Origin of the sequence: Desulfovibrio sp. TomC, assembly GCF_000801335.2 — a bacterium.
GTDB lineage: Bacteria > Desulfobacterota > Desulfovibrionia > Desulfovibrionales > Desulfovibrionaceae > Solidesulfovibrio.
Genome location: NZ_JSEH01000013.1, coordinates 62546 through 86988 on the forward strand (window position 1 = coordinate 62546; position 24443 = coordinate 86988).

22 protein-coding genes are annotated in these 24443 nt (G+C 64.0%); 8 read left to right on the top strand and 14 right to left on the bottom strand.

The window, feature by feature from the left end; translation table 11 throughout:
• Positions 1-458: 458 nt before the first annotated feature.
• Entirely contained in the window at positions 459-698 is a 240-nt protein-coding gene (locus NY78_RS25765; RefSeq protein WP_082140015.1) for a transposase, read from the top strand.
• Between the two features lie 149 nt (positions 699-847).
• On the opposite strand, the gene NY78_RS13575 is transcribed toward NY78_RS25765, so the two are convergent.
• The 5 genes from NY78_RS13575 to NY78_RS13595 all read right to left on the bottom strand — a co-directional run bounded on the left by NY78_RS13575 (position 848) and on the right by NY78_RS13595 (position 5522).
• On the bottom strand, positions 848-1297 hold the full coding sequence (locus NY78_RS13575) for an RrF2 family transcriptional regulator (protein ID WP_043636956.1): 450 nt from the start codon (positions 1295-1297) through the stop codon (positions 848-850).
• A gap of 337 nt (positions 1298-1634) precedes the next feature.
• Entirely contained in the window at positions 1635-2066 is a 432-nt protein-coding gene (locus NY78_RS13580; protein ID WP_043636959.1) for an MOSC domain-containing protein, read from the bottom strand.
• 148 nt (positions 2067-2214) lie between these two features.
• Positions 2215-3375 (bottom strand): trans-sulfuration enzyme family protein, encoded by a 1161-nt coding sequence (locus tag NY78_RS13585; protein ID WP_043636962.1) that lies wholly within the window; start codon positions 3373-3375, stop codon positions 2215-2217.
• Positions 3376-3412: 37 nt separating this feature from the next.
• On the bottom strand, positions 3413-4543 hold the full coding sequence (locus NY78_RS13590) for a trans-sulfuration enzyme family protein (RefSeq protein ID WP_043636964.1): 1131 nt from the start codon (positions 4541-4543) through the stop codon (positions 3413-3415).
• A 136-nt stretch (positions 4544-4679) separates the two neighbouring features.
• Entirely contained in the window at positions 4680-5522 is an 843-nt protein-coding gene (locus NY78_RS13595; protein ID WP_047960187.1) for an ABC transporter ATP-binding protein, read from the bottom strand.
• 306 nt (positions 5523-5828) lie between these two features.
• Here NY78_RS13595 and hydE point away from each other — a divergent pair, with 306 nt between their 5' ends.
• The 7 genes from hydE to epsC all read left to right on the top strand — a co-directional run bounded on the left by hydE (position 5829) and on the right by epsC (position 12823).
• Positions 5829-6929 carry a [FeFe] hydrogenase H-cluster radical SAM maturase HydE gene (gene hydE / locus NY78_RS13600; protein ID WP_053062213.1) on the top strand — a complete coding sequence of 367 codons (1101 nt, stop codon included), beginning with the start codon at positions 5829-5831 and terminating at the stop codon, positions 6927-6929.
• A 217-nt stretch (positions 6930-7146) separates the two neighbouring features.
• Positions 7147-8109, top strand: coding sequence for a cysteine synthase A (gene cysK, locus NY78_RS13605; protein WP_043636967.1), 963 nt, complete (start codon positions 7147-7149; stop codon positions 8107-8109).
• Between the two features lie 82 nt (positions 8110-8191).
• A complete protein-coding gene (locus tag NY78_RS24720; protein WP_156180939.1) occupies positions 8192-8332 on the top strand; it encodes a hypothetical protein in 141 nt (46 codons plus the stop codon).
• A 131-nt stretch (positions 8333-8463) separates the two neighbouring features.
• Positions 8464-9549 carry a quinolinate synthase NadA gene (nadA, locus tag NY78_RS13610; RefSeq protein WP_043636969.1) on the top strand — a complete coding sequence of 362 codons (1086 nt, stop codon included), beginning with the start codon at positions 8464-8466 and terminating at the stop codon, positions 9547-9549.
• Positions 9550-9563: 14 nt separating this feature from the next.
• Complete coding sequence (locus NY78_RS13615) at positions 9564-10727, top strand: cysteine desulfurase family protein (RefSeq protein WP_043636971.1); 1164 nt, start codon at positions 9564-9566, stop codon at positions 10725-10727.
• A gap of 20 nt (positions 10728-10747) precedes the next feature.
• Complete coding sequence (locus NY78_RS13620) at positions 10748-11800, top strand: XdhC family protein (protein WP_043636974.1); 1053 nt, start codon at positions 10748-10750, stop codon at positions 11798-11800.
• A gap of 84 nt (positions 11801-11884) precedes the next feature.
• Positions 11885-12823 carry a serine O-acetyltransferase EpsC gene (epsC, locus tag NY78_RS13625; RefSeq protein ID WP_043636977.1) on the top strand — a complete coding sequence of 313 codons (939 nt, stop codon included), beginning with the start codon at positions 11885-11887 and terminating at the stop codon, positions 12821-12823.
• 669 nt (positions 12824-13492) lie between these two features.
• On the opposite strand, the gene NY78_RS13630 is transcribed toward epsC, so the two are convergent.
• From NY78_RS13630 to NY78_RS13670, 9 genes are all read right to left on the bottom strand, one after another.
• Positions 13493-14059 (bottom strand): hypothetical protein, encoded by a 567-nt coding sequence (locus tag NY78_RS13630; protein WP_043636980.1) that lies wholly within the window; start codon positions 14057-14059, stop codon positions 13493-13495.
• Positions 14056-16173 carry an aldehyde ferredoxin oxidoreductase gene (locus tag NY78_RS13635; RefSeq protein ID WP_043636983.1) on the bottom strand — a complete coding sequence of 706 codons (2118 nt, stop codon included), beginning with the start codon at positions 16171-16173 and terminating at the stop codon, positions 14056-14058. The genes NY78_RS13630 and NY78_RS13635 overlap by 4 nt, the downstream gene beginning before the upstream one ends.
• A 26-nt stretch (positions 16174-16199) precedes the next feature.
• Complete coding sequence (locus NY78_RS13640) at positions 16200-16961, bottom strand: 4Fe-4S dicluster domain-containing protein (protein ID WP_043636985.1); 762 nt, start codon at positions 16959-16961, stop codon at positions 16200-16202.
• A gap of 192 nt (positions 16962-17153) precedes the next feature.
• Positions 17154-18620, bottom strand: coding sequence for an outer membrane homotrimeric porin (locus tag NY78_RS13645; RefSeq protein ID WP_231583996.1), 1467 nt, complete (start codon positions 18618-18620; stop codon positions 17154-17156).
• A gap of 194 nt (positions 18621-18814) precedes the next feature.
• Positions 18815-20209, bottom strand: coding sequence for a glutamate decarboxylase (locus NY78_RS13650; RefSeq protein ID WP_043636987.1), 1395 nt, complete (start codon positions 20207-20209; stop codon positions 18815-18817).
• Positions 20209-21714, bottom strand: coding sequence for an amino acid permease (locus tag NY78_RS13655; RefSeq protein WP_043636989.1), 1506 nt, complete (start codon positions 21712-21714; stop codon positions 20209-20211). The genes NY78_RS13650 and NY78_RS13655 overlap by 1 nt, the downstream gene beginning before the upstream one ends.
• A 47-nt stretch (positions 21715-21761) precedes the next feature.
• Positions 21762-22019: a glutamine amidotransferase-related protein gene (locus NY78_RS13660; RefSeq protein ID WP_043636991.1), complete on the bottom strand. Its 258-nt coding sequence runs from the start codon at positions 22017-22019 to the stop codon at positions 21762-21764.
• Between the two features lie 350 nt (positions 22020-22369).
• Positions 22370-23731 carry an FAD-linked oxidase C-terminal domain-containing protein gene (locus tag NY78_RS13665; RefSeq protein WP_043637154.1) on the bottom strand — a complete coding sequence of 454 codons (1362 nt, stop codon included), beginning with the start codon at positions 23729-23731 and terminating at the stop codon, positions 22370-22372.
• Between the two features lie 11 nt (positions 23732-23742).
• On the bottom strand, positions 23743-24435 hold the full coding sequence (locus NY78_RS13670) for an amino acid ABC transporter permease (RefSeq protein ID WP_043636993.1): 693 nt from the start codon (positions 24433-24435) through the stop codon (positions 23743-23745).
• Positions 24436-24443: the final 8 nt, after the last annotated feature.

Here is a 24443-nt window from a genome sequence, read left to right on the forward strand (position 1 = left end):
TGAGGTTGGCGAAGCGGCCCAGGCTTCATAGCAATGCTACATGCGTATTTTCTCTTTGCTTCCAGTCAAAAATGTTCGTATCGTTGCGCCGTCGCGTTGGTGCATCCCTGCCTTCCCCTGGACCGGATCCTTCTTCTCCATTTTCTTATAAAAGCGTGACCTAAAAAGTCTCCCCTTGCCTATCCCCCGAAAGGGGGATTTGTTCCCCCCCTTTCGGGGGATAGGCCGGCGTCAGGCGCGTCGGCAGGCGTAAGGTCCGTTCCGCCATACACCCGAGGATGGGCTCCCTCTCTCCCACTGGGGCAGAGGGGGCTGGCGCCAAAACTCCCTGCCGGGGAGCTCTGAAATAGATTCTCCAGCCCAGGAAAACCGGGATTTGGGATAGACTCTGGCGAACCGGAAATGTCCTGACGGGGAGGGATGTTGCAGCGCCGGCAAACAAGATTGCCGAGCCGGTCATGGAGTCCGAGTCCGAAAAATTATGTGCTGAGGCTGGATACACGGGAGAAGCTCTCCGCAACGGAATTCTCGCGGCCGGATACGAGCCGCCTGTGCGCTCTCGCAGCGAAGAACAACGGAAGAAGGTGGAAAATGCTTCTTACAACCCATGCCGGTGGGTCGTTGAGGCCGGCCATTCTTGGTTTCACCGGTTCCGCAAGCTGACTCGTCGGTATGAAAAGCTTGGGGCAACCCAGTGAGCCTTGATCCCCTTGGCGGCGGCAATCATTGCATTCCGGAAGATAAAAACCAAAATTATGTATGGATACGTTCTTTATGCGGTGTTGTGGTACAAATGGGGGGGCAAAATCTGTCATGATCCCCGCATGGCGGGATCTGGTGCTCTCTTTTAGATGCTGTACTGCGGAATTTGTGCGCCCAGACGGGCTTCTTCCCGGTCGACCATTTCTTTGAGGTTCTTGGTGTCATAGACGCGCTCCAGAGCTTCGCGTGCTTCGTCCCAGAGGCCCATGAACGCGCAATTGCCTTTGAGTGTGCAGGTGAAATGGGGTTTGTCCAACTGGCAGTCCACAGGGGTCAGAGGACCGTCAATGAAGCGGATGATTTCGCCCACGGTGATGGTCTGGGCCGGGCGGCTGAGAAAAAAACCGCCTTCCTTGCCACGCTGGGAATCCACGAAACCGCCTTGTCGCAACTGGTGGAGGATGACTTCCAGGAAGCGTTTGGGAATGGCCTGGTTCGTGGCGATGTCGATGGACCGGACAGGCCCCTCGCCCTGGCGTTTGGCCAGTTCAAACAACGCGCGCAAGGCATACTGGCATTTTTGCGTGACCCACATCCAGGTTTCTGCTCCCTTTACACTTGGCCTAGTGTTGTCTTTGGTAATTGCCGGTATAGTTTGCCAAGCACCAACACGTTGAACTTATTCTATTTGTTCACAAAAAACATAGATGTTTTTTTGTGAACGCCACACGAGCCGGAGAGGACCCGCCAGGGCCTGTTTTGAGTCCTTGAGAAAACCATGCCACTCTACCGGCTGCCGCAGGCTTGCGTCAACACGCTGCGGGTGTTTGCCTTGCGAAGGGCGTCGGCCCTGGACCGTCATCGCAACACGCTGCGGGTGTTCGGCCTGCGAAGGGCGTCGTCCCGGGGCCGGCATCCTGGGCGGCAAGCCTTCAGGCCACGGCAACAGCGTCGCCCGGCCGGACGATTCCGCCGGTCAGCACCCGGGCGAAGATGCCTTCTTTGGGCATAACGCAAGTGCCGACAGCCCGCATAATGGCACAGCCATGGCCGTGGCATTCCTTGCCGATCTGGGTGACCTCAAGCAGCACGGCCTCCCCCACCCGGACCCGGCTGCCCGGGAGAAGGCCCAGTTCGTTTAAGCCGGCCACGGTCAGGTTCTCGGCAAAATCACCGGGAACGATGGTGGCGAGCTTTTCGCGCATCCGCTCCACCCCTTCCAGGGCCAGCAGACTTACTTGGCGGCCTGACCCGGCATGGGCATCGTTTTCGATGCCGAAATCCACGCACAGGGTCACGGCGTCGACCGGATGTTTCTTTTCACCCTTGCGCGCACTGATACACACGGAATGAACAGTTGCCATGGCTTTCTCCTGCGGGACCGCCTGAAGCTCCGGGAAACAAGCAACGACGGGAGACGTCGGCGGCAGCCTCTGTGACATTAATAAAAACGATCAACATGGTGATGATTAGTGCTCCGGTCCGCTTGTGTCAAGCCGTCCGGGACCGGCCTCAGTCCCCGGGCGCTGCCTTGACCAGGGCCTGGTCAAGATCCTCCATGAGGTCGTTGGCCGATTCCAGCCCCACGGACAGGCGGACCAGGGCGTCGGATATGCCGCGCTCGGCCCGGGCGGCCGGCGGCATGGCGGCGTGGGACATGGTGGCCGGGTAGGACAGGATGGACTCGACGCCGCCAAGGCTGACCGCCAGTTTGGGCAGTCGCAGCGCCCGCATAAAGAGTTTGGCTGCCGTCGCGTCGTGGAGTTCGAAACTGATCACCGCTCCGGGTCCGTCGGCTTGCCCCTGGTGGATGACCTGGCCGGGATGGCTGGGAAGGCCCGGGTAGTGGACGCGCGCCACTTCCGGCCGGGCGGCCAGCCACGGAGCCAGGGTTTGGGCTGTTGCCTGTTCGGCGGCCAAACGCACGGCCAGGGTGCGCATGCCGCGAAGCAGCAGCCAACTGTCCTTTGGGCCGAGCACGGCCCCAAAGGTGTTTTGGACGGCTTGGAGCCGTTGGCCCGTGGCTGGGTCGGCAGTGACGGCCAGACCGGCCACCACGTCGCTGTGGCCGCCGAGGAACTTGGTGGCGCTGTGGAGCACAATGTCAAAGCCCAGGGCAATGGGGCGTTGCAGAAAAGGCGTCATGAACGTGTTGTCGATGATGGCAACGAGGCCGTATTCCTTGGCCAGGGCGGCCACGGCGGCCAGATCCGTCACGGTGAGCAGCGGATTGGACGGGCTTTCCACATAGACGGCCCGGGTGCGGGGGGTCACGGCCCGGGACAGCGCAACAACGTCGGTTGCGTCAACGAAGGTGGTCTCCAGCCCCCAGCGGGCGAACAGGGTGGTCAGCGCCCGGTAGGCCCCGCCATAAAGGTCGCGGCTGGCGACAATGTGATCGCCCGGGGAAAAGAGCAGCAACACGCTGGAAATGGCGGCCATGCCCGAGGCAAAGGCCAAGCCCCGCGTCCCGCCTTCCAGGCTGGCGATGGCCGACTCCACGGCTCCGCGCGTCGGGTTGCCGCTTCGGGAATAATCGTAGGGGCCAAGGCAGAGCGGGTCGGCCTGGGCAAAGGTCGAGGTCTGGTGGATGGGCGGGGCCAGATCGCCGAAGCCGTCTTGGTGATCCGTTCCGGACGGATCGGGATGGATGAGCAGGGTGGTCAGGTCCATGGCAACCGCCTTTGGGGTTTGTTGGGCCAGGGGAGCGTTACAGGACACGGGCCAAGTCGGCCACGAGGTCAGCCGGGTCTTCCAGGCCGATGGACAGGCGCAGCAGGCCGTCGGTCACGCCGAGCCGGGCGCGGGTGCCCGGTTCGATATCGGCATGGGTCTGCACCGCCGGCAGGGTGATGAGCGATTCCACGCCGCCAAGGCTCTCGGCAAAAAGAAACAACTCCACCCCGGCCAGGATGTCGGGCGCTTTGGCCGGATCGTTTAGCATAAAGGAAACCATGGCCCCGAAGCCGGCGGCCTGCCCGCGCTGCCGGTCATGGCCGGGATGGTCCGGCAGGCCCGGATAATGAACGCGGGCCACGGCCGGATGAGCGGCCAGAAAGGCGGCCACGGCCTGGGCGTTGGCCTGCTGGCGGGCCAGACGCACGGCAAGGGTCTTAAGGCCCCGCAGGACCAGCCAGGAGTCCTGCGGCCCGAGCACCGCCCCGGCGGCGTTCTGGAAAAAAGCCAGCCGCTCGGCCACCTCCGGCTCCCGGGCCACGAGCAGGCCGGCCACCACGTCGTCGTGTCCGTTTACGTACTTCGTGGCGCTGTAGACAACCACGTCGGCGCCAAGATGAAGCGGCCGCTGGAGCAGGGGCGTCATGAAGGTGTTGTCCACGGCAAACAGCGCCCCATGCTCCCGGGCCAAGCACCCAAGCGTTCGCAAGTCGGCGATTTTGAGCAGGGGATTGGTCGGGCTCTCAACCAGCAGGGCTTTGGCTCCCTGGGCCAGGGCTGCGGCCACCGCCCTGGTATCGGCAGTGTCTACGTAGACGGCCTCGATGCCCAGCGGTCGGTAGAGACGCTCGAAAAGCCGGTAGGTGCCGCCGTAGAGATCCTCGGTGACGACGATCCTGTCTCCCGGGACGAACAGCCGGGCCAGACAGTCCAGGGCGGCCATGCCCGAGGCAAAGGCCAGACCCCGGCAGCCGCCGTCGAGCCAGGCCATGGTTTCCTCCAGCACGGCCCGGGTGGGGTTGCCGCTGCGGGAATAGTCATACCCGGTGGACTGGCCCAGGCCCGGGTGTTTGAAGGTGGCGGTCTGATAGACAGGCATGGACACGGCCCCGGTCCGGCTGTCCCACCGGGAACCGCATTGGGCCAGGTAGCTTTCGGGGTGCATGGCCTCTTCCTCCTTCCTGGTTGCGTCGCCCCTCTCGCGTCAGGCTGGGGCTTTTCGGTTTCCCGGCCGATTCTCGCTGCGGCGAAAGCCCGTCGCGCGACACGCCCTTGGGCGGCGGCACTGGCCGGGCGCAGCCCTAAATCCCTTCGCCAAACCCGAAAAATTCCCGGGCGGCCAGGCGCTGTCGCCGCTCCTGGCGGTAGCTGTCGTTGATGCGGCGGCGAAGCGCCTGAAACTGCGGCGCGTCATACAGGGTGTTTCGTTCCCTGGGCCGGGGGACGGGAACGTCCACATCGACGATGGCCGGCCCGGCAGTCGGACCAAGCCCGATGATGCGGTCAGCCAGGGCCAGGGCCTCGTCAATATCCTGGGTGGCCAGGATGATGGTCCTTCGGGGCAGGGCAGCGTCAAAAAGCGTTGCCAGCAGCTCCTGAAGTTCGCTCCGCTCGGACGCTTCGAAAACGCACAACGGGTCGTCCAGCAGCAGAACCGGCGAATCCAGGGCCAGGGCCCGGGCCAGGGTTCCCCGCAGGCGCAGGGCCTGGGAGAGTTCCAGGGGATGCTTGTCCCCGACCTCGTGGAGTCCGGCCAGGGCCAGATAGTCCTTTGCGCGCTTCCTGGAATGGGCCGCCGGCAGGTCGGGATGGGCCGCGTCGATGGCCATGACCAGATTGTCCGTGAGGCTTAGCCACGGGAAAAGCCCGCTGTCGTGCACAATGAGGCCTCGCTCGATGTCCTGGCCGGCTACCGGTCGGCCGGCAAAGGAGACGCTGCCAAACGACGGAATCTCCAATCCGGCCAGGAGGCGCAGCAGGACGGACTTGCCGCAGCCGGCCGGCCCGTACAGGCAGACGAATTCCCCGGACGCGACCCGAAGGCGCAGGTCTGCAAGCAGGGTGCGTCCTTGTTGGACAAAGCGAAGGTTGTCCACGGCAAATCCTGCGTTCCCGACGGCGGGCGGTCTGGCGGCGGTGGTCATGGCAGGCTCCTCGGATCTGTCGGTTGCGACGGTGGCATGGATGCGTTTTAAATATCATTAACTTGGTCGATTTAGTGGTAGAATTTGCGTCTTCCCTGGTCAAGAGGAAAAACCCAGGCTTTGTTGATAACTTTATAAATTACAGTAAGTTAATTTAAATTATTTTTTTTATCGAATTGATGATGAAATGGTGGTAGGCCTGTTTTGCCGAAGGCTTCCAGCGTCCGTTGTGGGGGGGGGGAGCCACAACAGCGGTCAATTTCATACTGAATTTGTATACAAATCAAGAGCGGGGAGGGGAGCGTCATGCGGGCACAAAAACGATGGGACAGGAAAGCCGTTCTGGAACTGCTGGGAGTCAGGGCGACCCGGGATAAGCAGGCCTTGTTTGACCAGGCCGACACGGTGCGCCGGGAGCGGATGGGCGATGCGGTTTATTTGCGAGGGATCGTGGAATTCTCCAATAGCTGCGCCAATGATTGCCTCTACTGCGGCATTCGGGCCGCAAACCACCGGGTGGCCCGCTACCGCCTGGACGACGCCGAAATTCTGGATCTTGCCCGGCGGATGGAGGGTGTGGGCCAGACGACCATCGTGCTGCAATCGGGCGAGGCTCCGAGTCGGGAAGGCGACGCGGCCCTGGGGCGGTTGATCGGTCGCATCAAGGCCGAGACGGGCTTGGCCGTCACCTTGTCCGTGGGCAACCGTCCCCGCGACGTCTACGCCCTGTGGCGGGACTGCGGCCTGGATCGCTATCTCCTGCGCTTTGAGACGAGCGATCCAACGCTTTTTGCCCACCTGCACCCGGATTGCGACCTGTCTGAGCGCCTGCGCTGCCTGGGCGACCTGCGGAGCCTGGGCCTTCAAACCGGCGGCGGCTTCATGGTCGGCCTGCCCGGGGAGACCCTGGAGATTCTGGCCGACAACATCCTGCTGTGCCGTGAGCTCGACCTGGACATGATCGGCCTGGGGCCGTTTCTGCCCCATCCCGACACGCCCCTTGGCCGGTCGCAAAACGCCTACGCCCTGGACCCGGACCGGCATTTCGTGGCCCTGGCCGTGACCCGGCTGGTCAACCCCGACACCCATATTCCGGCCACCACGGCCTTTGACGCCCTGTTTCCGGGCACAGGCCGCAATCTGGCCCTTATACGCGGGGCCAATGTCTTTATGCCCAGCGCCACCCCGGTGGCCCGACGCGGGGACTACCTGCTCTATCCAGGCAAACCCTGTCTGGACGAAACCGGCGAGGCCTGCGCCCGGTGCGTGTTGTCCCGGCTTTCGACTCTGGGGCGGACCGTGGGGCAGGGGCCTGGGCATGCGCGCCGCCTGGATCGGCCATGGCCGGGGCAACCGGCAACGCCGTGTCCCGAAGGCTGTGACCACCCCCCTTTGCCGACAGCGTAAAAGCCGGTTTTGCCTTTCCAAGGCGCAACGCGATCCATCTTTCGCGGCGCGGGCCGGCGAAAAAGACTCGACAAACGGAAAATGGCATTTTATTACATCATCAACATGATCAAGATAGTGATTAAAGCGAATGGCTCACGACCAGTCGCCGGGGAGTCCCGCCCGGGAGTCGGGTTGCGGCGGCCGCCGGCAACGGTGAAACATGGAGGGTAAGGCTATGTCGCAGGTATTTACGGATGCTTCGGTGTCGGTTGGCGGTACGCCGCTAGTGCGCCTCAATCGTCTGGCCGCCGGAACCGGGGCCACGGTGCTGGCTAAGATCGAGGGCCGCAATCCGGCCTTTTCCATCAAGGACCGCATTGGCGCGGCCATGATCGAGGATGCCGAGCGGCGCGGGGTATTGCGTCCGGGCATGGAGATCATTGAGCCAACCAGCGGCAACACCGGCATTGCCCTGGCGTTCGTGGCAGCGGCCAAGGGCTACGCCATCTCGCTGACCATGCCCGAAACCATGAGCCTGGAACGTCGCCGGGTGCTGGCCTTTCTGGGAGCGAAGCTGGTGCTGACCCCGGGCGGGGAAGGCATGGCCGGGGCCGTGCGCCGGGCCGAGGCCATCGCCGCTTCGGACACGGGGCGTTATTTTCTGCCCCAGCAGTTTAAAAATCCGGCCAATCCGGCCATTCACGAACAGACCACCGGTCCCGAGATCTGGAGCGCCACGGACGGGGCCGTGGATGTGATTGTCAGCGGCGTGGGCACGGGCGGCACCATCACCGGCATCTCCCGTTTCATTAAAAAGAACCGGGGAAAAAACATCGAGAGCGTAGCCGTGGAGCCGGCGGGGAGTCCCATCATCACCCAGGCCCTGGAGGGCGCGCCGCTTGTCCCAGGACCGCACAAGATCCAGGGCATCGGGGCCGGCTTTATCCCGGACACTTTGGACCTGTCCGTCATCGACCGGGTGGAGCTGGTGGAAAACGACGAAGCCGTGGCCGCCTCGCGCCGCTTGGCCCGGGAAGAAGGCATCCTGGCCGGCATTTCCTCGGGCGCGGCCGTGGCGGCGGCGGTGCGGCTGGCCGGTCGGGCGACGTATGCCGGCAAGACCATTGTGGTGGTCTTGCCCGACGCGGCCGAGCGGTATCTGTCCACCATTCTTTTCGATGGCGTGGGCGAGGCCTAGGGCCGGGACGTCCGTCGTCACGACGCGTCCCGGCTGTCCGTTGCCATGGCGGGCGGCCGGGACGCATTCGGCCGGAGGGTGTATGGAAGTGGAACGCGAGGATGCCTATTGGGAACGCTACAGCCGCAATATCCTGCTGCCGGAAATCGGCGTGGACGGCCATGTTGTCCTTGGTACGCACCATGTGTCCGGCAACACGTATTGCCTGCGCATCCGAAAATAGGCGGCAGCTTATTCCATATGTCTGAACTATGAAATTGTTGACGTCTCGGGCGCGTGAAGTTATCAACCTGATCGAGTTGATGATGAAAAAGACGGGCGGCGCGGTTGCCCGACCCAGAGCAGGGAATATCCATGGAATCCAAAGCGCAGGCAGCGTCCGATCCCCGGGACTGGACCGAAGACGAGGCAGCGGCGCGTATCCGCGAACTGAAAGGTCGCCTCGGCCGTGATGTCCTGATCCTGGCCCATCATTATCAGCGTGATGCGGTGGTCGCCGTGGCCGACGCCGTGGGCGATTCCCTGATGCTGGCCCAGGCGGCGGCTGCGACCTCGGCCCGGCACATCATTTTTTGCGGCGTGCACTTCATGGCCGAGACGGCCGACATCCTGACCGGCCCGGACCAGGCAGTCTATCTGCCCGAACAGCGGGCCGGCTGCTCCATGGCCGACATGGCCACCCCCGAGGCCCTGGACTGGGCCTGGGAAAGCCTGACCCGCGCCCAGGCCGGCAGGGTCATACCCATTACCTACGTCAACTCTGCCGCCACCTTAAAGGCTTTCGTCGGTCGCCATGGCGGCACGGTGTGCACCTCGTCCAACGCCCGCAACGTCCTTGCCTGGGCCTTGTCCCAGGACGCCAAGGTCTTTTTCTTTCCCGATGAGCATCTCGGCCGGATCACCGCCCAGGATCTCGGCGTGCCCCTTGCCGACATGCTGGTCTGGGATCGGGGCCTGCCCCTTGGCGGCCTGAACCCCGAGGCCGTGCGGGCGGCCCGGGTCTATCTCTGGAACGGCTTTTGCGTGGTGCACCAGATGTTTTTCCCCGAAGACGCAGCCGCCTGGCGACAACAGGAGCAGGGCATCCGGGTCATCGTCCATCCCGAGTGTCCCATTGAGGTCATCCGGACGGCCGACGCCTATGGCTCCACGGAAATGATCGCCCGGGCCGTCGATGCCGCGCCGGCCGGGAGCAAGTGGGCCGTTGGCACGGAGATAAACCTCGTGGCCCGGCTGGCTGGGCGCAATCCCGACAAGCTGGTGGTCTCCCTGTCGCCGCATCAGGCCATTTGCGCCAACATGTACCGGACGCGCCCGCTGTCCGTCTTGCGCGTGCTGGAGGGGTTGGCGGCAGGGGAGCCGCCGCCGGCGGTCCGGGTGCCTGTGAACGTGGCCGGGCCGGCCCGACTGGCCCTGGACCGCATGCTCGATCTGTCCTGACCAGGAGGTGTCCCATGGCAGCCGTCTATTTCGACAACAACGCCACCACCCCCCTTGATCCCCAGGTTTTCGAAGCCATGTTGCCCTATCTGCGCGAATGCTACGGCAACCCGTCAAGCCCCCACCAGTTCGGCCACCGGGCCAAAGTGGCCGTTGAGACGGCCAGGGAGCAGGTTGCGGCCTTGCTCGACTGTTCGGCCGACCGGCTCGTGTTCACCAGTTGCGGCACCGAGGGCAACAACACGGCCATCCTTTCGGCCGTGCTGGCCGATCCGGCCAAAAAACGGGTGGTCACCTCGGCTGTGGAACACCATTGCGTCCTGCGTCGGTTGGAATATTTGCGCGACCAGAGGGGGGTGGAAGTGGTCTTTCTCCCGGTGAACGGCCAGGGGCAGCTCGATCTGGCGGCCCTGGCCGAGGCGGTCACCCCGCATACGGCCCTGGTCAGCCTCATGGGGGCCAACAACGAGACCGGGGTGGTGTGGCCGATTGCGGACATCGCGCAGCTTGTGCGCTCCAGAGGGGCGCTTTTCCACTGCGACGCGGTGCAGGTGATCGGCAAGGAGCCCTTGTCGCTTAAAAATCTGCCCGTGGACTATCTGACCCTCTCGGCCCACAAGTTCCATGGCCCCAAGGGAGTCGGGGCGCTTTTTGTCGGCCGGGGAGCGCCGCTGACGCCGCTACTGTTTGGCGGCGGGCAGGAAGCCGGACGCCGGGCCGGCACCCACAACGTGGCCGGCATCGTGGGGTGTGGCCAGGCGGCCGAGCTGGCCCGGGCCTTTCTCGCAGTCGGCGGCCAGGGCCATCTGGCCCAACTGCGCGACCATCTGGAAGAGGGCCTTCTGGCCGCCGTTGACGACCTGGCCATCCATGGCCGGGCCTCGCCGCGCCTGGCCAACACCCTAAGCCTCGGCGTTGGCGACGCACCCCAGGAAATCCTGCTGGCCGAACTTGACGACCGGGATTTTGCTGTCTCGACCACCTCGGCCTGCCAGTCGCAAAACGCCGCGCCCTCCCATGTCCTTGCGGCCATGGGTCTGCCCCAACGTTACCAGCGAAGCACCCTTCGCCTGTCGCTGTCCAGGATGAACACCCTGGAAGAGGTCGAGGCTTTCTTGACTGTCTTCCCCACAGTGGCGGCCGAGGCCCGGAGGCTGGGCCGGGTCGCCTCGGCATAAACACCAAATAGGAGCCGGCCATGCGAGGTCTTATCGACATTTTAAACGCGTCTCTCGGCCGTGGGGAAAGTGTGGTGGCTGCCGCCGTCGTCGCCAAGGACGGCTCGGCCCCGGGGCCGGCCGGAGCCAGGATGCTGCTCTTTGAAAACGCAGACATCGCCGGCACAGTGGGCGGTGGTCCGCTGGAAGGCCAGGCCATAAACGCTGCGGTTGAAACCATGGCTTCCGGGCAGCCGCAAGTGCTCGAAATCGATCTTTCGGGTGCGATCGGCGACGGGGCAGACGCCATTTGCGGCGGCATCGTCCAGGTGTTTCTGGAACGCATCGATCCGACTCCGGGCAACGTGGCGCTCTTTCAAACAGTGGCCGCGATGCAGGCGGCCAACCAAACCTGCCTGCTCGTCTCGTCGCTGGATGTCCAGGCCACGGGCGGCGGCGCACGGGCGCTGCTTTCCGGCGACGGCCGCCTGTTGGCCGGGGGCTTGCCCGATGCCGTTGTCCGCGAGGCCGGTCGGCTGGGCCACAATCTGTTCTCGCCGTCCAGGGCGGTGTGGGGGGCGGAGGCGTACTTCCTGGAGCCGTTCCCGGCAGCCGATCCCGTCTATATCTGCGGCGCGGGGCACATCGCCCGGCCGACCTGCCAGATTGCGGCCATGGCCGATTTCCGGGTCATTGTTCTGGACGACCGGGCGGAGTTCGCCAGCCCCGAACGCTTCCCGTTGGCCAATGAGGTGGCCGTGCTGCCCGCGTTTGACGATTGCTTTGCCGGCCGCAGCCTCGACGCCGCCAGTTCGGTGGTCATCGTCTCGCGTTGCCACAAGCAGGATCGCAAAATCCTGATCAATGCCCTGCACACGGACGCAGGCTACATCGGCATGATCGGATCGAGCCGCAAGGTGGTGGCGGTTTTGGAAGAACTGATCGAGGAGGGGTTTTCCCGGCAAAACGTGGCCAGAACCCACGCCCCCATTGGTCTGCCCATTGGCGGCGACACGCCTGTGGAAATCGCCGTTTCCATCGTGGCCGAACTCATCAAGGTCCGCACCGCCCGACGTGAGCGTCGCCCCGTGTGATCGTGCGGCCCCGCACTTTTTTTCGATGCAGTCGCGTTGGCCGGGGCATTTCACCCGTGTGCCTGTTCATCCCGGAGGTCCGCCATGTCTGAATTTCGACAACAGGCCAAGATCAACAGCGTCCTGGAGCTGACAACCGAGCAATTGTGCGATCCGGCTTCTTACGAAAAGGTCTATCACCGGCCCCTGCACGACGAGCCCATGCCGTCGGTTGCGGCCCTGTCCGAACTGATGGACAGGCTTCGGGCCGTCCTTTTCCCGGGCTATTTCGGCAACTCGAGCGTCAGCCCGGAGAGCATGCGCTACCATATCGGGGCGAACCTGTTCGAGGTGGACCGCCTGCTGACCGATCAGGTCCGCCGGGGGTACTGCTTTTTTTGCGAACTGGAACGGGGCGGGGAATGCCAGGACTGCGACGCCCGGGCCAGACGGCTGACGGGAGAGTTTCTTGGCGCCCTGCCGCAGCTGCGGGAACTGTTGGCTGAGGATGCCCAGGCCGCCTACGAAGGCGACCCCTCGTCGCGCAGTCCGGGCGAGACCATTTTCTGCTACCCAAGTCTCGTCGCCCTGACCCATTACCGTGTGGCCCATGTGCTCCATACCCTTGGCGTGGACCTCATTCCGCGCATTCTGACCGAAATGGCCCACGCCGCGACAGGCATCGACATCCATCCCGGCGCGGTGATCGGCCGCCGGTTTTTTATTGACCACGGCACCGGCACGGTCATCGGCGAAACCTGCATCATCGGCGACAATGTGCGGCTCTATCAAGGCGTGACCCTTGGAGCCAAAAGCTTTCCCAAGGACGGGCAAGGCAGGCTCGTCAAGGGAGGCGCACGCCATCCGGTGGTCGAAAACGACGTGGTGATCTATTCCGGGGCAACCGTGCTCGGGCGCATCACCATCGGCCAGGGGGCAGTCATTGGCGGCAATGTCTGGGTGACAACCGATCTGCCGCCGGGGGCGCGCATCTCACAGCAGCGCCCCCTGGGCGTGCCGCTTGTGGATGGCGGCGGGATCTGACTGTGAGCCCTGTTTCTTTAAAGATCTGGATCGAGTGGTTTGATTTGGAGTGGACATTGGCAGGCTAAAAATTTCTTTTTGCAATAATTATATTGTACTAACAGTATTTTCCGAGACACGGGGGCGGTCTTTGTGATTGATTTCTCAAATAACGCTTGTGCGTGCTCCGGGCCGGGCGTATCCCGGAGTTGCTGGGCCGCCGTGCGCTGCGGATCGTCCTGAGTAGGGGATTCGGATCTTGCGGCAAGGCCCGGGCGTGTGGGGAGATCGGCCGGTCCTGGCAGAAACGAACGTAACAACCAACGCCCCCTCGTGTCACGTACAGTGACCGGACACCCGTCCCTTGGTGGGGCGAAGGCCTGATCATCGAGACCCGGACTCGCGGAGACCGCCCGCCCGGGGCCCGGACGCCGCACGAGATCGCCGGACGCAAACCCGGCGGACGACGGCAGCCGCCCGTCGGCGACTTGGGGACACCCCCGAGGAGTCGGTCATGAGTCTGATGGATATCGGCGCCATAGCTGGCGCACTGGTGTTTCTGGCCCTGCTTGGCACGCTCGTTTACAAGATGAGTCTGCGGCACTGAGGCCGTTTCCGCTGGGCATGCTGCATTGACGGGCGTCCATCCCCATGGGGATGGACGCCCGCATTGTTTGGGCCAGCCTCGCGTCACGGGTTCATGGCCAACGATGCATCCTGTTCGGCGAGAAAGACCGCATAGCCACGTTTCAGGTACAGGGTGGAGAACAGGTACACGGCCCCTGCAGCGGTCGTGAGAGAAGTGATATCCCGAAATTCCTGGCCGCAGGACAGGGCCTTGAGGGCTGCCTTGATGGTTTCCGGGGCCAGCTCGAAGGGTGATTTCTCGAAGAGATCCACCGGCACGGGCCGTGGGTAATCCCGGGAATTCGACCGAATTTCCTCAGCCAACAGCACTTCGACGGCATCTTTGTGGTCCAGGATGCGGGCGTACGTGCGACTGAGCAGCGCCAGATCGTGGTATAAAGTACGGCCGGACAGACTTTCAAATGATGCGATGCCAGACAGACCGGACACAACCGCAGCCACCCGCAGGCACGGATCAGCCTCCGGCGGCGCTTCAAGGCGCTCGGCGAAACCGCGCGCCAGAAGTTGATCCAAGATTTCATCGGCAGCGATCAGGCGCGTGGCGGCGCTGGCCTCCCGGACCGTTTCGAGGGCCGCTCGGGCCAGGTCGTCCTCGTCGGCTTCGCTCATTTCTCTGCCTTCGGCGTCAACCCGGCCGCGTCAAGGGCCTCGCCCACGTCCGCGAGCCCAAGTTCAGCATACCGGGCCTTGCCGGGCGCTCCCGTTTTTTGGTCCCAGCCCATGACCTCATAAAAGAAATCCATGGCCCGGGCGATGTCGTCCGGGTCCATGCGGATGCTCCCTTTGGTAAACGGCGCGGCGCCGTTTTGGTCCTTAAAGACCCAGGGCGGCACGAGGTCGTGGGCGGCACGCATGTCCACCTGCCCCATGTCCCGAATGGTCAGCGCCCGGTGGAGGGTGAAGATCCGTTCTCCGGCCCGGTCCAGTTCCTCCCGATCCATGGCCTGCCCGGTGGCCAGACTCAGGAACTTCGACTCCAGACTGTCGTCCCCGGCATAGCCGCGCTCTTGCAAGGGGGAGGCTGCCCAGGGACCCATCCAATTGCACACCCCCAGCGCGTCATGTAATTCCTTGCGCACAAGCGACCATTTGGCCCGTTTGGCTTTGTGCACGTTGGCGGGCGTGTAGTCTCCGGGGGCGTCCAAGGCGTCGGGCGAACCCCAGATGGCGGCGGCCAGTTTTTTCTGCACATCCAGGGGCAGGCCGTTTCGCACGAAGTTCGTGTGGGAGTGGCACTGGGCATCCCGGTTGTACTGGGTGTTGATGATCACGCCGCACTGGCCGTCGTCCTCGTTGGCATGGTGCTTGGGATGGCCCATCTTCCAATAGGTCGTGGTATGGTCCTCGGCCCACTGTGCCTCGGGGATGGACCAGTGGTCGAAAATCGCGCCCGTGCCCCGGCTTAAGACCTCCCCGAGTTCGCCCTGGCGGTTGGCGATGCGGGGGATCAAATCGAGCAGGAAGGCCGGATCGGCGTTGTCGTACTTGTCCCAGGGGATGGAGGCGTATTCCTTGGACCCGAGCCGGGCCTTGAGATAGCCGCCCTCGTAGAGCTTGCGCAGATCGCGTTGCAGCTGGCCGTAGTTGGACCACAAGCCCAGGTCGTCGGCCAGATGCATGCCCACCATACAGGCCTCTATGGCGACCTCGCTGTTTTTCTTGCCGGCGAGCTGCGTAAAGAACGACCGGCCGAACATGAGCGCGACGCAGGTGTTTTGGCCTGTGTCCGGGATGCCGTACTTGGTGGTCACCGACGGCATCTTGAGCATGGTGTGGCAGCGGATGGGGCAGGCCGTGCAGCCATTGCCGCGCACGGTGTATTTCCAGGCCTCGTCGCCCAGGAAATAGGCCGCGCTGTTGGTGCGGTAGGCGATACGGTTCGGGTCGTGGATGTTGCCGTTGATTTCGACGGGCGGTTTCGCCGCGCCCCAGCGCTTGCCGGGCTGGCCGATCCAGCGGGAGGCCGGATTGTAGTATTCGGCCTGGGGCGTGGGAAAACTCGGCACGACGTGCTGGTTGTTGCCGCCCAGAATGGAGAGATGGAACTTGATCAGCTTCTCCCAAGCGGCTTTGTCCCCGGCGATGCGCACAGCACCACTGCCCTGGACGGCCACGGCCTTGAGGTTTTTGCCGCCCATCACCCCGCCCACCCCGCCGGCCGAGTGGGAGACGGAATTGACCACCATGCCCATGGGGGCCTGGTTTTCCCCGGTCTGGCCGATGGCCGCCACCACGCAGTCCGGCCCCATCTCCTGGCTGAGTTCCTGGGTGGTCCGGCGGATGCCCGTGCCCCACAAATGCCTGGCGTCGCGTATTTCCACCTGGGCGTCGCGGATCATGAGCCACACGGGTTTTTCGGCCTTGCCCTCCACAATCAGAGCGTCGTAGCCGGCGTATTTGAGCTTGGCCGCGAAATGGCCGCCCATGTGTCCCGACCCGACCAGCGGCTTGGGCCAGCAGGTGGGAAAGATGGTGGTCACGGTGGCGCGTCCGTTGCACGGCACGCTCGTGCCGACCAGCGCCCCGGCGGCGAAGGTCAGCTTGTTGGCCGGATCGAAGGGGCCGGTCCCGGCCGGGACCTCGTCCCAGAGCACCCTGTAGCCTATCCCGGCTCCGCCGAGCAGCGTCGCATAGCGCTCGAGCGTCTCCTCGGCGCTGATTTTCCCCGTAGAAAGATCCACGCGCAAGACCTTGCCGACAAACCCGCCGCTGCGTACGGCCATGAGAGACTCCTTGCCCCGGTGAAGGGTTATTTCGCGGACCTCGTGCCGGCGGGGACATGGCAATCCAGGCAGGCCTTGGCCTTTTCCGGGGCAGTCACGGACAGGGTGGCCCGGCTCGGGCTTCCGTCACGGGTGAGGTCCCGCCAGGGCACATAGCGAAGGGCCGCGGCCGGACAGGCCTCCACGCATTTGGGGCTGCCGTGGCACAGGAAGCATTTCGTGGCCACCCCGGCTTCTTCGTCGAAGGAGAGCATGCCCCAGGGGCAAGCCTGCTGGCACAGGCGACAGCCCACGCACAGGGCGGCATCGACCACGCGGGCCCCGGTTTTCGGATCGGATATGATGGCGTCTTGGGGACAGGCCGTGGCGCAGGGAACGGGATGCGGACATTGGCGGCACACGCCCTGGATCACCAGCCCGTCGCCCCAGTCCCCGTGCATGCCGACGCCGCCCGTGGGGCCGGCGAGGCCGAAATTGAGGACCCGGGCGATCTTGATGCGGGCCAGGGACGGCTGCGCCCGGCCGTCGTTGAATTCCGTGCAGGCCAGCTCGCAACGCTGGCAGCCCACGCAGCGGGTGGGATCGGCCAGGATGATTCCTTGGGCGTTGTCCAGGATCACCAGCGGGGCGTTCTCGCCAAAGGCCTCGCCAAGGTTCAGGAAGGCCAGGGCAGAGAGGGCGCAGGCGGACAGCTTGAGAAATCCCCGGCGGGTCAGCTCGGCCTCCAATCCGGAGGCCTTGGCTGCTTGCTCGATCCATTCCGACGAGATGCTGCGGATCCTGTGCATATCGCGCCTCCCGTAGCAAGCGCCTCGGTCCTGGGGACTGAAAAAAGGGCTACGCCATGATGGGCCTTGCAATGTTCATAAAGCGCTTTTCCCTGGGCGTCCATGGCCCGTTGCGGCGGCGGGCGTTTTCGCGGTCACGGCCTCTGCCAACGGCCATCGTGTCTACCCACTGCCCCGTGAGCGCCAAGCCGGCTAGAACGTGTAGATGAGTCCCAAGGCCCCCTGCCAGGCGTTGCCGGCCTGATTGACCATGCGTCGGCCCCAGATGCTGCCGCGAAATCCTTCACCCCGGGCCCAGCCCGTCTCGGCGATCAGATTGACGGCGTCGGTCAGCGCGTAGACATGCTCGGCGGCGACCGAAACGAGCCGCTCGCCCTGGGCCAGATCCTGGCCCATTGTGACGTAGGCCCCGGGGCTTCCTGTCGCGGCGACGGCCTTGCACAGGCCGGCCGGCGAACTGGTCCCGGCGGCGTAGGACACGGCGAGGACCGAGGTCAGGCGCGGCAGCAGGCTTATGCGATCGAAATTGAGGACCAGCCCCATGCTCCCCTGGGGCGTGGTGGTCATCGAAGACTGGGTCAGGTACTGATCGGCGCTGAAAAGAAACGAGCCCCGCGGCCCCCACTGCGTGACGATGGAGGGCAGCCGTTCGGAACCGTTCGTCAGGCTGGCGTCCTCGCCGCTGCCGGCCCAGCCGAGGAGCTGGGGCGCAAACGCGGTGAATCCGGCATATTCCAGGCCCAAATCCCCAAACCAGCCACGACGGCCGCAACGCGACCGGTCAGAAAAGCCGACGGTGCCGTAGACCGCGTCGCCATACACTTTGAACTGCGCCGGCAACTCGGCGGTCAGGGCGACGCCGGTCCACATGGCCGCATTCTGGTTGTTGGCGAAACCTGTCGGCGTCAGCGACGCTCCTGCCGCGAGCAGGCTGTTTGCCAGGGGACTTGGCAGGGCGGCGGCGCGGCCAAGAACGCCGACAGCGCCCCAGGGCGTCAGTTGCAGGCCGGAGACGCGTAGCGGCAGGGTGAGAAAGGTCAGATCGAATTCGTCGGCGACCTGGGTGGTGGTCGTGTCATACGTCCGATTCGTGTCGACCAGCCGGGCGTAGCCGGCCGTTATGGACAGCGTGTCCTCGACCAGGGGGGCGTTGACGACCAAGGCGGCGGCGTTGCTGTTGCCCGAATCGGTCCCCAGGACCACGGAGTCGTAAAAGACGGCCGAGTGGGGCAGGCTCAGGGGCTGGTAGCCGGCCGTCACCGTGACGTGCGTCTGCGGCAGGGTGAACCGGAGATAGGCTTGGTTTGGCTGGACGGCCACGGTCGGGTTGGTCGCCGTCAGCTCGCCATGGCCCCAGGTCTGGTTGTTGATCCAAAGACCGAGCCGGAAGGATAGGTTCTCGGTGGCGATGAAATCGGCATGAAGCCGCAGCCGCTGCCAGATGTTGAGCCGGTCTTCGGTCTGGGTTCCGCTGGCGTTCCAGCCGGTATAATTTTGATTGCAAAAAACGTGCTCTGGACGCGAAAATCGCCGTACATGGCGACTGTTGCGGCAAAGACCGGCCCGACGGACCCGACGGCCAGGCAGGCGATGACAAGGCAGGCGGCGGCAAGCCGGAAACGAGGCATGACTTCTCCCTTTTTTCTTATGGGCAGCCAAAAGGCACCAGTCCTTGTGGCCGTTGGAGCAACGGCGTTCCCCGTCAACCGAAAACGCCGTTTGTCCGGTCCATAGCCGACCAGCTTGCCAGCCAGCCCCAAAACCCCCTTGAAAAACTCCTCCAATTGCAGGGGTCCGGGGGGATCATCCCCCCGGCCGCCGGAGGCATTCTTACTCTTCAGCTCCTTTCACAACTAGGCGTGGTTGTAGCCGCCGGCTTCCGTGCGATCCAGGGGATGGGTCACGGGATTTTTGTCGAAGTAGGCCAGGCAGCGCTCCAGGTCGGCCAGCAGCAGGTCGGCCAGATCGCGGCTGAAGCCGTGGCGCACCAGGGCGCGCATGACGACCAGATCCTGGCGGTTGGCGGGCATGGAATAGGCCGGCACCTGCCAGCCCCGGGAGCGCAGCCGGTCGGACAGGTCGTAGAGGGTGAAGTTGTGCTTGGCCCCTTCGGTCAGGCTCCAGGACACGGCCGGGATGCCGCCCCGACCGTCGTAGATGACGGTAAACGGCCCCATCTTGCCGAGGGCCTGGCCCAGATAGGCGGCGGTGTCGTAGCAGGCCTGCTGGACCTTGCGGTAGCCTTCGCGGCCGAGGCGCAGGAAGTTGTAATACTGGGCGATGATCTGGCCGCCGGGACGCGAGAAATTGAGCGCAAAGGTGGGCATGTTGCCGCCCAGATAATTGACCTGGAAAACCAGATCATCGGGTAATTCGGCCGCTTCGCGCCAGACCACCCAGCCAACGCCGAGCGGGGCCAGACCGAACTTGTGGCCTGAGGAATTGATGGATTTGACCCGTTTTAAGCGGAAGTCCCAGGCCAGATCCGGTTCGACAAAGGGTGCCAGGAAGCCGCCGCTGGCGGCGTCGACGTGGACGGGAATGTCCAGGCCGGTTTTGGCTTGCAGGGCATCCAGGGCGGCACAAACTTCGGCCACGGGTTCGTACTGGCAGGTGAAGGTCACGCCCAGGGTGGGGACCACGCCGATGGTGTTTTCGTCGCACCGGGCCACGGCCTCTTCGGCCGACATGATCAGGCGGTCCTTTTCCATGGGAATTTCGCGCAGTTCCACATCCCAGTAGCGGGCGAACTTGTGCCAGCAGACCTGCACCGGGCCGCAGACCAGGTTGGGCTTGTCCACGGGCTTGCCCGCCGCTTGCATGCGCTGCCGCCAGCGCCATTTCATGGCCAGCCCGCCCAGCATGGCCGCTTCGCTGGAGCCGGTGGTGGAGCAGCCGAGGGTATTGGCCGCCTCGGGCGAATTCCAGAGGTCGGCCAGCATGTGGACGCAACGGGCCTCGATCTCGGCGGTCTGCGGATACTCGTCCTTATCGATCATGTTCTTGTCCAGGCACTCGTCCATGAGCTTGGCAATCTCTGGCTCAAGCCAGGTCTGGCAGAAGGTGGCCAGATTCTGGCGGGAATTGCCGTCCAGCATCAGTTCGTCGTGCACGATCTGATAGATGTCGCGTGGGCGTTGTTCCCGCTTGGGGAAATGGTATTTGGGGACTTTTATGCCAAGGTCGGCCGAGGCATATACGTCATCTTTCAGATCGTCGCGGACACTGTCCTTTTGGTGCAGGGCCATTATTTCGCTCCTTTGGTCTTGGGTGTAGTGGCATCGGGCTGTATCGGCCGACCTTTGTGAGTCGTTGTATTCCAGGCTGGTTTTTTGTTGGCATTAATGAGCAGCGGCAGCCCCACGAAGACGATCAGCCCGGCCGCAACCAGCCCCACGTAGAGGATCGGATTTCCGACCGGCAGATTGGTCGGCGGGAAAAAGCTCACCAATAAGGCGAATGTCACGCCGAGCAGTCCCACGCCGGCCACAATTCCCATGCCGATGGTCCCGCCGGGCACTTTGTAGGAGCGTGGCAGGTCCGGGCGCGTGTAGCGTAGCTTGATGGCCGCGAGGTACATGAGGATGTACATGACCAGATAGAGGGACACGGTCATGGCCGAGAGGACGAAAAAGGCCGTGCTCACGTTATCCATGATAAAGTAGAGCGAGGCCAGGAGACTGACGATGACCGCCTGGATGAGCAGAATGTTGACCTGCATCCCCTTGGCATTGGTCTTGGCCATAAACGGTGGCAGTTCACCGCTCTTGGCCGTTTCCAAAAGGCCCCGGCTCGGACCGCCCACCCAGCTCATGACCCCGCCGATGGCTCCGAAGGCGGCTAAAAAGCCCACGGCCGGAGTGAGAAACCCCATGCCGAATTTTTCTAGCAACAGCTTAAAGGCCTGCATGAGACCGGCGGTCAGGCTGATCTCGTTGGCCGGGATCACGGCCGCCACGGCCAGCGAACCCAGGGTGAACAGGGTCAGGATGATGCCTGCCGCCAGGAAAAGGCTTTCCGGGAACTGCTTGGGCGGATTTTCCATCTCATTGGCATGGACGGCGTGGACCTCCACCCCGGCGAAAAGGAGGATAATACCGGCGAGGAAGGCCACGCTGCCAAGGCCGTTTAATTGGGGGAAAAACCGGGCATGGGGCAGCGCCTGGGCCACCCCCTGGCCAACGGCCGCCGGGGCTGTGTGCAGGAACTGCAAGGCATTGCCCTGGTCCACCCACAAAAGACCAAGGACGATCATAAAGACGCCCGGCAGCACCGTACCGAGCAACACGCCGTATTTGGTGACGGAGTTGGCGAAGGTGGAGCCGGCCAGGGTGATGGCGGTTGCGGCCCAATAGCAGATAAGGATCACTGCCCCGGTGTAAACGCCGTTTGAAGCCAGTGACGGGTCCATAAAGGTATAGGCCAGGGCACCGGCCGCAAAGCCGAGCACGGTTGGGTACCAGACGACGTTTTGAATCCATTGCAGCCAGATGGCCGTGAAGCCCCAGCGTGAGCCGTAGGCTTCTTTGACCCACGTGTAGACGCCGCCGCCCTGGTTGCTGAAGGCTCCGCCAAGTTCGGCGGCCACCATGGAGGCCGGAACCAGGAAGAAGATGGCGGAGAAAAGGATGTAGAAGATCATGGACAGACCTTCCTTGGCCATCATGGGCAGACCTCGCAGACTGACGACGGCGGCCACGGTCATAAGCGTCAGGGTCCAGACGCCGATGGTTTTACGCGAAGGGGCAGGCATGGGACTCCTTTGGGTTGGCAACGGATGCCGTTTCCTTTGGGGCAGCGTTATTTCGTCCGGGCCAGGGCGTCTTCAAGGAAACGCTGCAGTACGACTTCGGCTTGGTTGTAGGGTACTTTTATTTCCGGATGGAACTGCGTCCCATGGATGCGCCCGTCCTGGCTGCGCAGGGCCTGGATGTAGCCGGACTCGGCCACGACCTCGAAGCCTTTGGGCGGATCATACACCGCCCAGCCATGGACTTCCGGCGCGGTAAAGGGCCGGGGCAAATCCTTAAACAGCGGGTCGTCGACCAGGAGATTCAAGGAACGGCGTCTCGCTGGTTTTCCTCAGGCCAGAGGTGGTTGGGATAAGGAACTCCAGGAAGCATCAGCCTCAAAAGAAAGGTCTTCAGAGCGAATCAGTTGTCTTTCGTAAGGCGGAAGATACATCCGACTTGTCCAACGGTAGAGTAAAAGTGCGGCAGTATCCAGAGGAAAAGATGACTTAATGATGGCGCAAGGCGACTATGATACTTGCCCCGTCGACTGTCGCTTGGGAGATTCTGTTGCCCAAGATCACGGCAGGGCGCTGGTTTTATGGGCGAGCAGCCTGAAGCAGGGGGTGTGGACAGAGGCCAGGGGACGGATGGGGGCGCGTTCTTGGGGCGGCGGGATCAGGGAAAGACTTTGCCTGGGTTTAGGATGCCGGCCGGGTCGAACAGGGTCTTTATGCCTCGTTGCAGGCGGATGGAACGCGGCGAAAGCTCCATGGCCAGGAACGGGCGTTTGGCCAGGCCGATGCCGTGTTCGCCGGACATGGTGCCGCCCAGGTCGAGGACCACGCGGATGAGGTCCTGGGCCAGGGCGTGGGTGCGCTCCCGGCAGCCTTCCTCGCCGGTGATGTTGACGTGGATGTTGCCGTCGCCGGCGTGGCCGAAGGCGTAAACGCGAAGGGCGTGGCGCTCTCCAAGCGCCGGCAGGGCGGCGATGAGGTCCGGGATGCGTTTGATGGGCACGGCCACATCCTCGGACAGGTAGACCGGGGCGCTTTCGTGGATGCGGCTGGAAATCTGGCGGCGGATGTCCCAGAGGGCATCGCGGCGGGCGGCGTCGGCTGCCGGCAGGATGGCCAAAGCCCCCCGGTCGCGGCAAATTGCTTCCATGCGCCCGATGTCCCGGGCGGCCTGATCCGGGTCGCCGTCGGCTTCAAGGAGGAGCAGCGCCGCCTCGCCGCCGGGCAGGGCAAAGGGCAGCAGTTCTTCCACAATCCCCAGACAGGCCCGGTCCATGAGCTCCAGGGCGCAGGGCGACACCCCGCCGGCCATGATTGCCGCCACCGTGGCCACGGCCGTTCGGGCGTCGGTGAAAAGGGCGGCCACGGCCCGCACCTCGCGGGGGTGGGGGATGAGCTTGAGCGTCAGCTCGGTGATGATGCCAAGGGTGCCTTCCGAACCGACCAGGAGGCTGGTCAGGTCGTAGCCGACCACGCCCTTGCGGGTGGCAGTGCCGGCGGACACGATTTCGCCGTCAGGCAACACGGCGGTCAGTCCCAGGACATAATCGCGGGTGACGCCATATTTGACGCAGGCCGGGCCGCCGGCATTGGTAGCGGCGTTGCCGCCGATGGTGCAGGTGGCAAAGCTGGCCGGATCGGGCGGATAAAACAAGCCGACGCCGGCCGCGGCGTCGCGCAGGGTTTTGGTGATGACGCCCGGCTCCACCACGGCGCACAGGTTGGCCGTGTCGATGGCCGTGATGCGGCTCATGCGGCTCATATCCACCACCACGCCGCCGGTTTCGGCCAGACAGCCGCCAACCAACCCGGTGCCGGCCCCGCGCGGGGTGACGGCGAAGCCGTGGCGGCCGGCCGCTTGCAGGAGCCGGCTGATTGCGGTTGCGTCCTTGGGAAAAAAGACGGCGTCGGGCGGCAGGAAAAGGCCGGAATCGTCGGTGGCGGCAGCGGCCAGGGCCTCGGGGGCGGCGGTCAGGTCCGGGCCGAACTCGCGGGAAAGCAGGGTCAGGAGGGCAGCGTCCATGGTCATGGCGGTCAGTCCTTCTTGCTTTCAAATCCCGGGATTTCGAGTTTTTTTTCCACGAGGCGCAAGACAAAGGCAGCCAGGGTCACCAGCGCCAGATAATACAGGCCAACCACGACAAAGACCTCGGTATTGCGAAAGGTCGATTTGGCCAGACTGCGTCCCATGCCGGTCAGGTCGCTCACCGTGATGATGGAGGCCAGCGAGGAATACTTGATCAGGTAGACGATCTCGTTGCCGCAGCCCGGGAGCGCCCGGCGAAAGGCTTGCGGCATGACAATGGAGCGTATGGTCTGAAAGGGCGTCATGCCCAGGGCCTGGGCGGCGCGCAGCTGGCCGCGCTTGATCGAGAGCAGCCCGCCCCGGATGTACTCGGACTGATAGGCCCCGCTGCACAGGCCAAAGCCGACAATGGCGGCCCAGATGGGGGGAAGCACCAGGGCAATGCCGCCGATGGTGACGTAGGGCAGGGCGAAATACCAGAAATAGAGCTGTACGACCAGCGGCGTGCCGCGAAACAGCGAAACGTAGCCGTCGCAGATCCGGGCCAGGGGGCGTGGTCCGTAGACCCGGACGGCCCCGACCGAGACGCCGATGACAACGCCCAAAAGCGAGGCCGGGACGATCATCAGGATGCTCGTCCACAGGCCGGCGTCCAGGGTCGGGAGGATACGCTCGGCGGCGAAGGTGAAAAAACCGTCCATGCTGCTGC

Bases quoted from the DNA above. Each gene is read 5' to 3' on its own strand.
- NY78_RS25765 (WP_082140015.1), top strand. From the start codon at position 459: ATGGAGTCCGAGTCCGAAAAATTATGTGCTGAGGCTGGATACACGGGA.
- NY78_RS13575 (WP_043636956.1), bottom strand. From the start codon at position 1,297: ATGTGGGTCACGCAAAAATGCCAGTATGCCTTGCGCGCGTTGTTTGAA.
- NY78_RS13580 (WP_043636959.1), bottom strand. From the start codon at position 2,066: ATGGCAACTGTTCATTCCGTGTGTATCAGTGCGCGCAAGGGTGAAAAG.
- NY78_RS13585 (WP_043636962.1), bottom strand. From the start codon at position 3,375: ATGGACCTGACCACCCTGCTCATCCATCCCGATCCGTCCGGAACGGAT.
- NY78_RS13590 (WP_043636964.1), bottom strand. From the start codon at position 4,543: ATGCACCCCGAAAGCTACCTGGCCCAATGCGGTTCCCGGTGGGACAGC.
- NY78_RS13595 (WP_047960187.1), bottom strand. From the start codon at position 5,522: ATGACCACCGCCGCCAGACCGCCCGCCGTCGGGAACGCAGGATTTGCC.
- hydE (WP_053062213.1), top strand. From the start codon at position 5,829: ATGCGGGCACAAAAACGATGGGACAGGAAAGCCGTTCTGGAACTGCTG.
- cysK (WP_043636967.1), top strand. From the start codon at position 7,147: ATGTCGCAGGTATTTACGGATGCTTCGGTGTCGGTTGGCGGTACGCCG.
- NY78_RS24720 (WP_156180939.1), top strand. From the start codon at position 8,192: ATGGAAGTGGAACGCGAGGATGCCTATTGGGAACGCTACAGCCGCAAT.
- nadA (WP_043636969.1), top strand. From the start codon at position 8,464: ATGGAATCCAAAGCGCAGGCAGCGTCCGATCCCCGGGACTGGACCGAA.
- NY78_RS13615 (WP_043636971.1), top strand. From the start codon at position 9,564: ATGGCAGCCGTCTATTTCGACAACAACGCCACCACCCCCCTTGATCCC.
- NY78_RS13620 (WP_043636974.1), top strand. From the start codon at position 10,748: ATGCGAGGTCTTATCGACATTTTAAACGCGTCTCTCGGCCGTGGGGAA.
- epsC (WP_043636977.1), top strand. From the start codon at position 11,885: ATGTCTGAATTTCGACAACAGGCCAAGATCAACAGCGTCCTGGAGCTG.
- NY78_RS13630 (WP_043636980.1), bottom strand. From the start codon at position 14,059: ATGAGCGAAGCCGACGAGGACGACCTGGCCCGAGCGGCCCTCGAAACG.
- NY78_RS13635 (WP_043636983.1), bottom strand. From the start codon at position 16,173: ATGGCCGTACGCAGCGGCGGGTTTGTCGGCAAGGTCTTGCGCGTGGAT.
- NY78_RS13640 (WP_043636985.1), bottom strand. From the start codon at position 16,961: ATGCACAGGATCCGCAGCATCTCGTCGGAATGGATCGAGCAAGCAGCC.
- NY78_RS13650 (WP_043636987.1), bottom strand. From the start codon at position 20,209: ATGGCCCTGCACCAAAAGGACAGTGTCCGCGACGATCTGAAAGATGAC.
- NY78_RS13655 (WP_043636989.1), bottom strand. From the start codon at position 21,714: ATGCCTGCCCCTTCGCGTAAAACCATCGGCGTCTGGACCCTGACGCTT.
- NY78_RS13665 (WP_043637154.1), bottom strand. From the start codon at position 23,731: ATGGACGCTGCCCTCCTGACCCTGCTTTCCCGCGAGTTCGGCCCGGAC.
- NY78_RS13670 (WP_043636993.1), bottom strand. From the start codon at position 24,435: ATGGACGGTTTTTTCACCTTCGCCGCCGAGCGTATCCTCCCGACCCTG.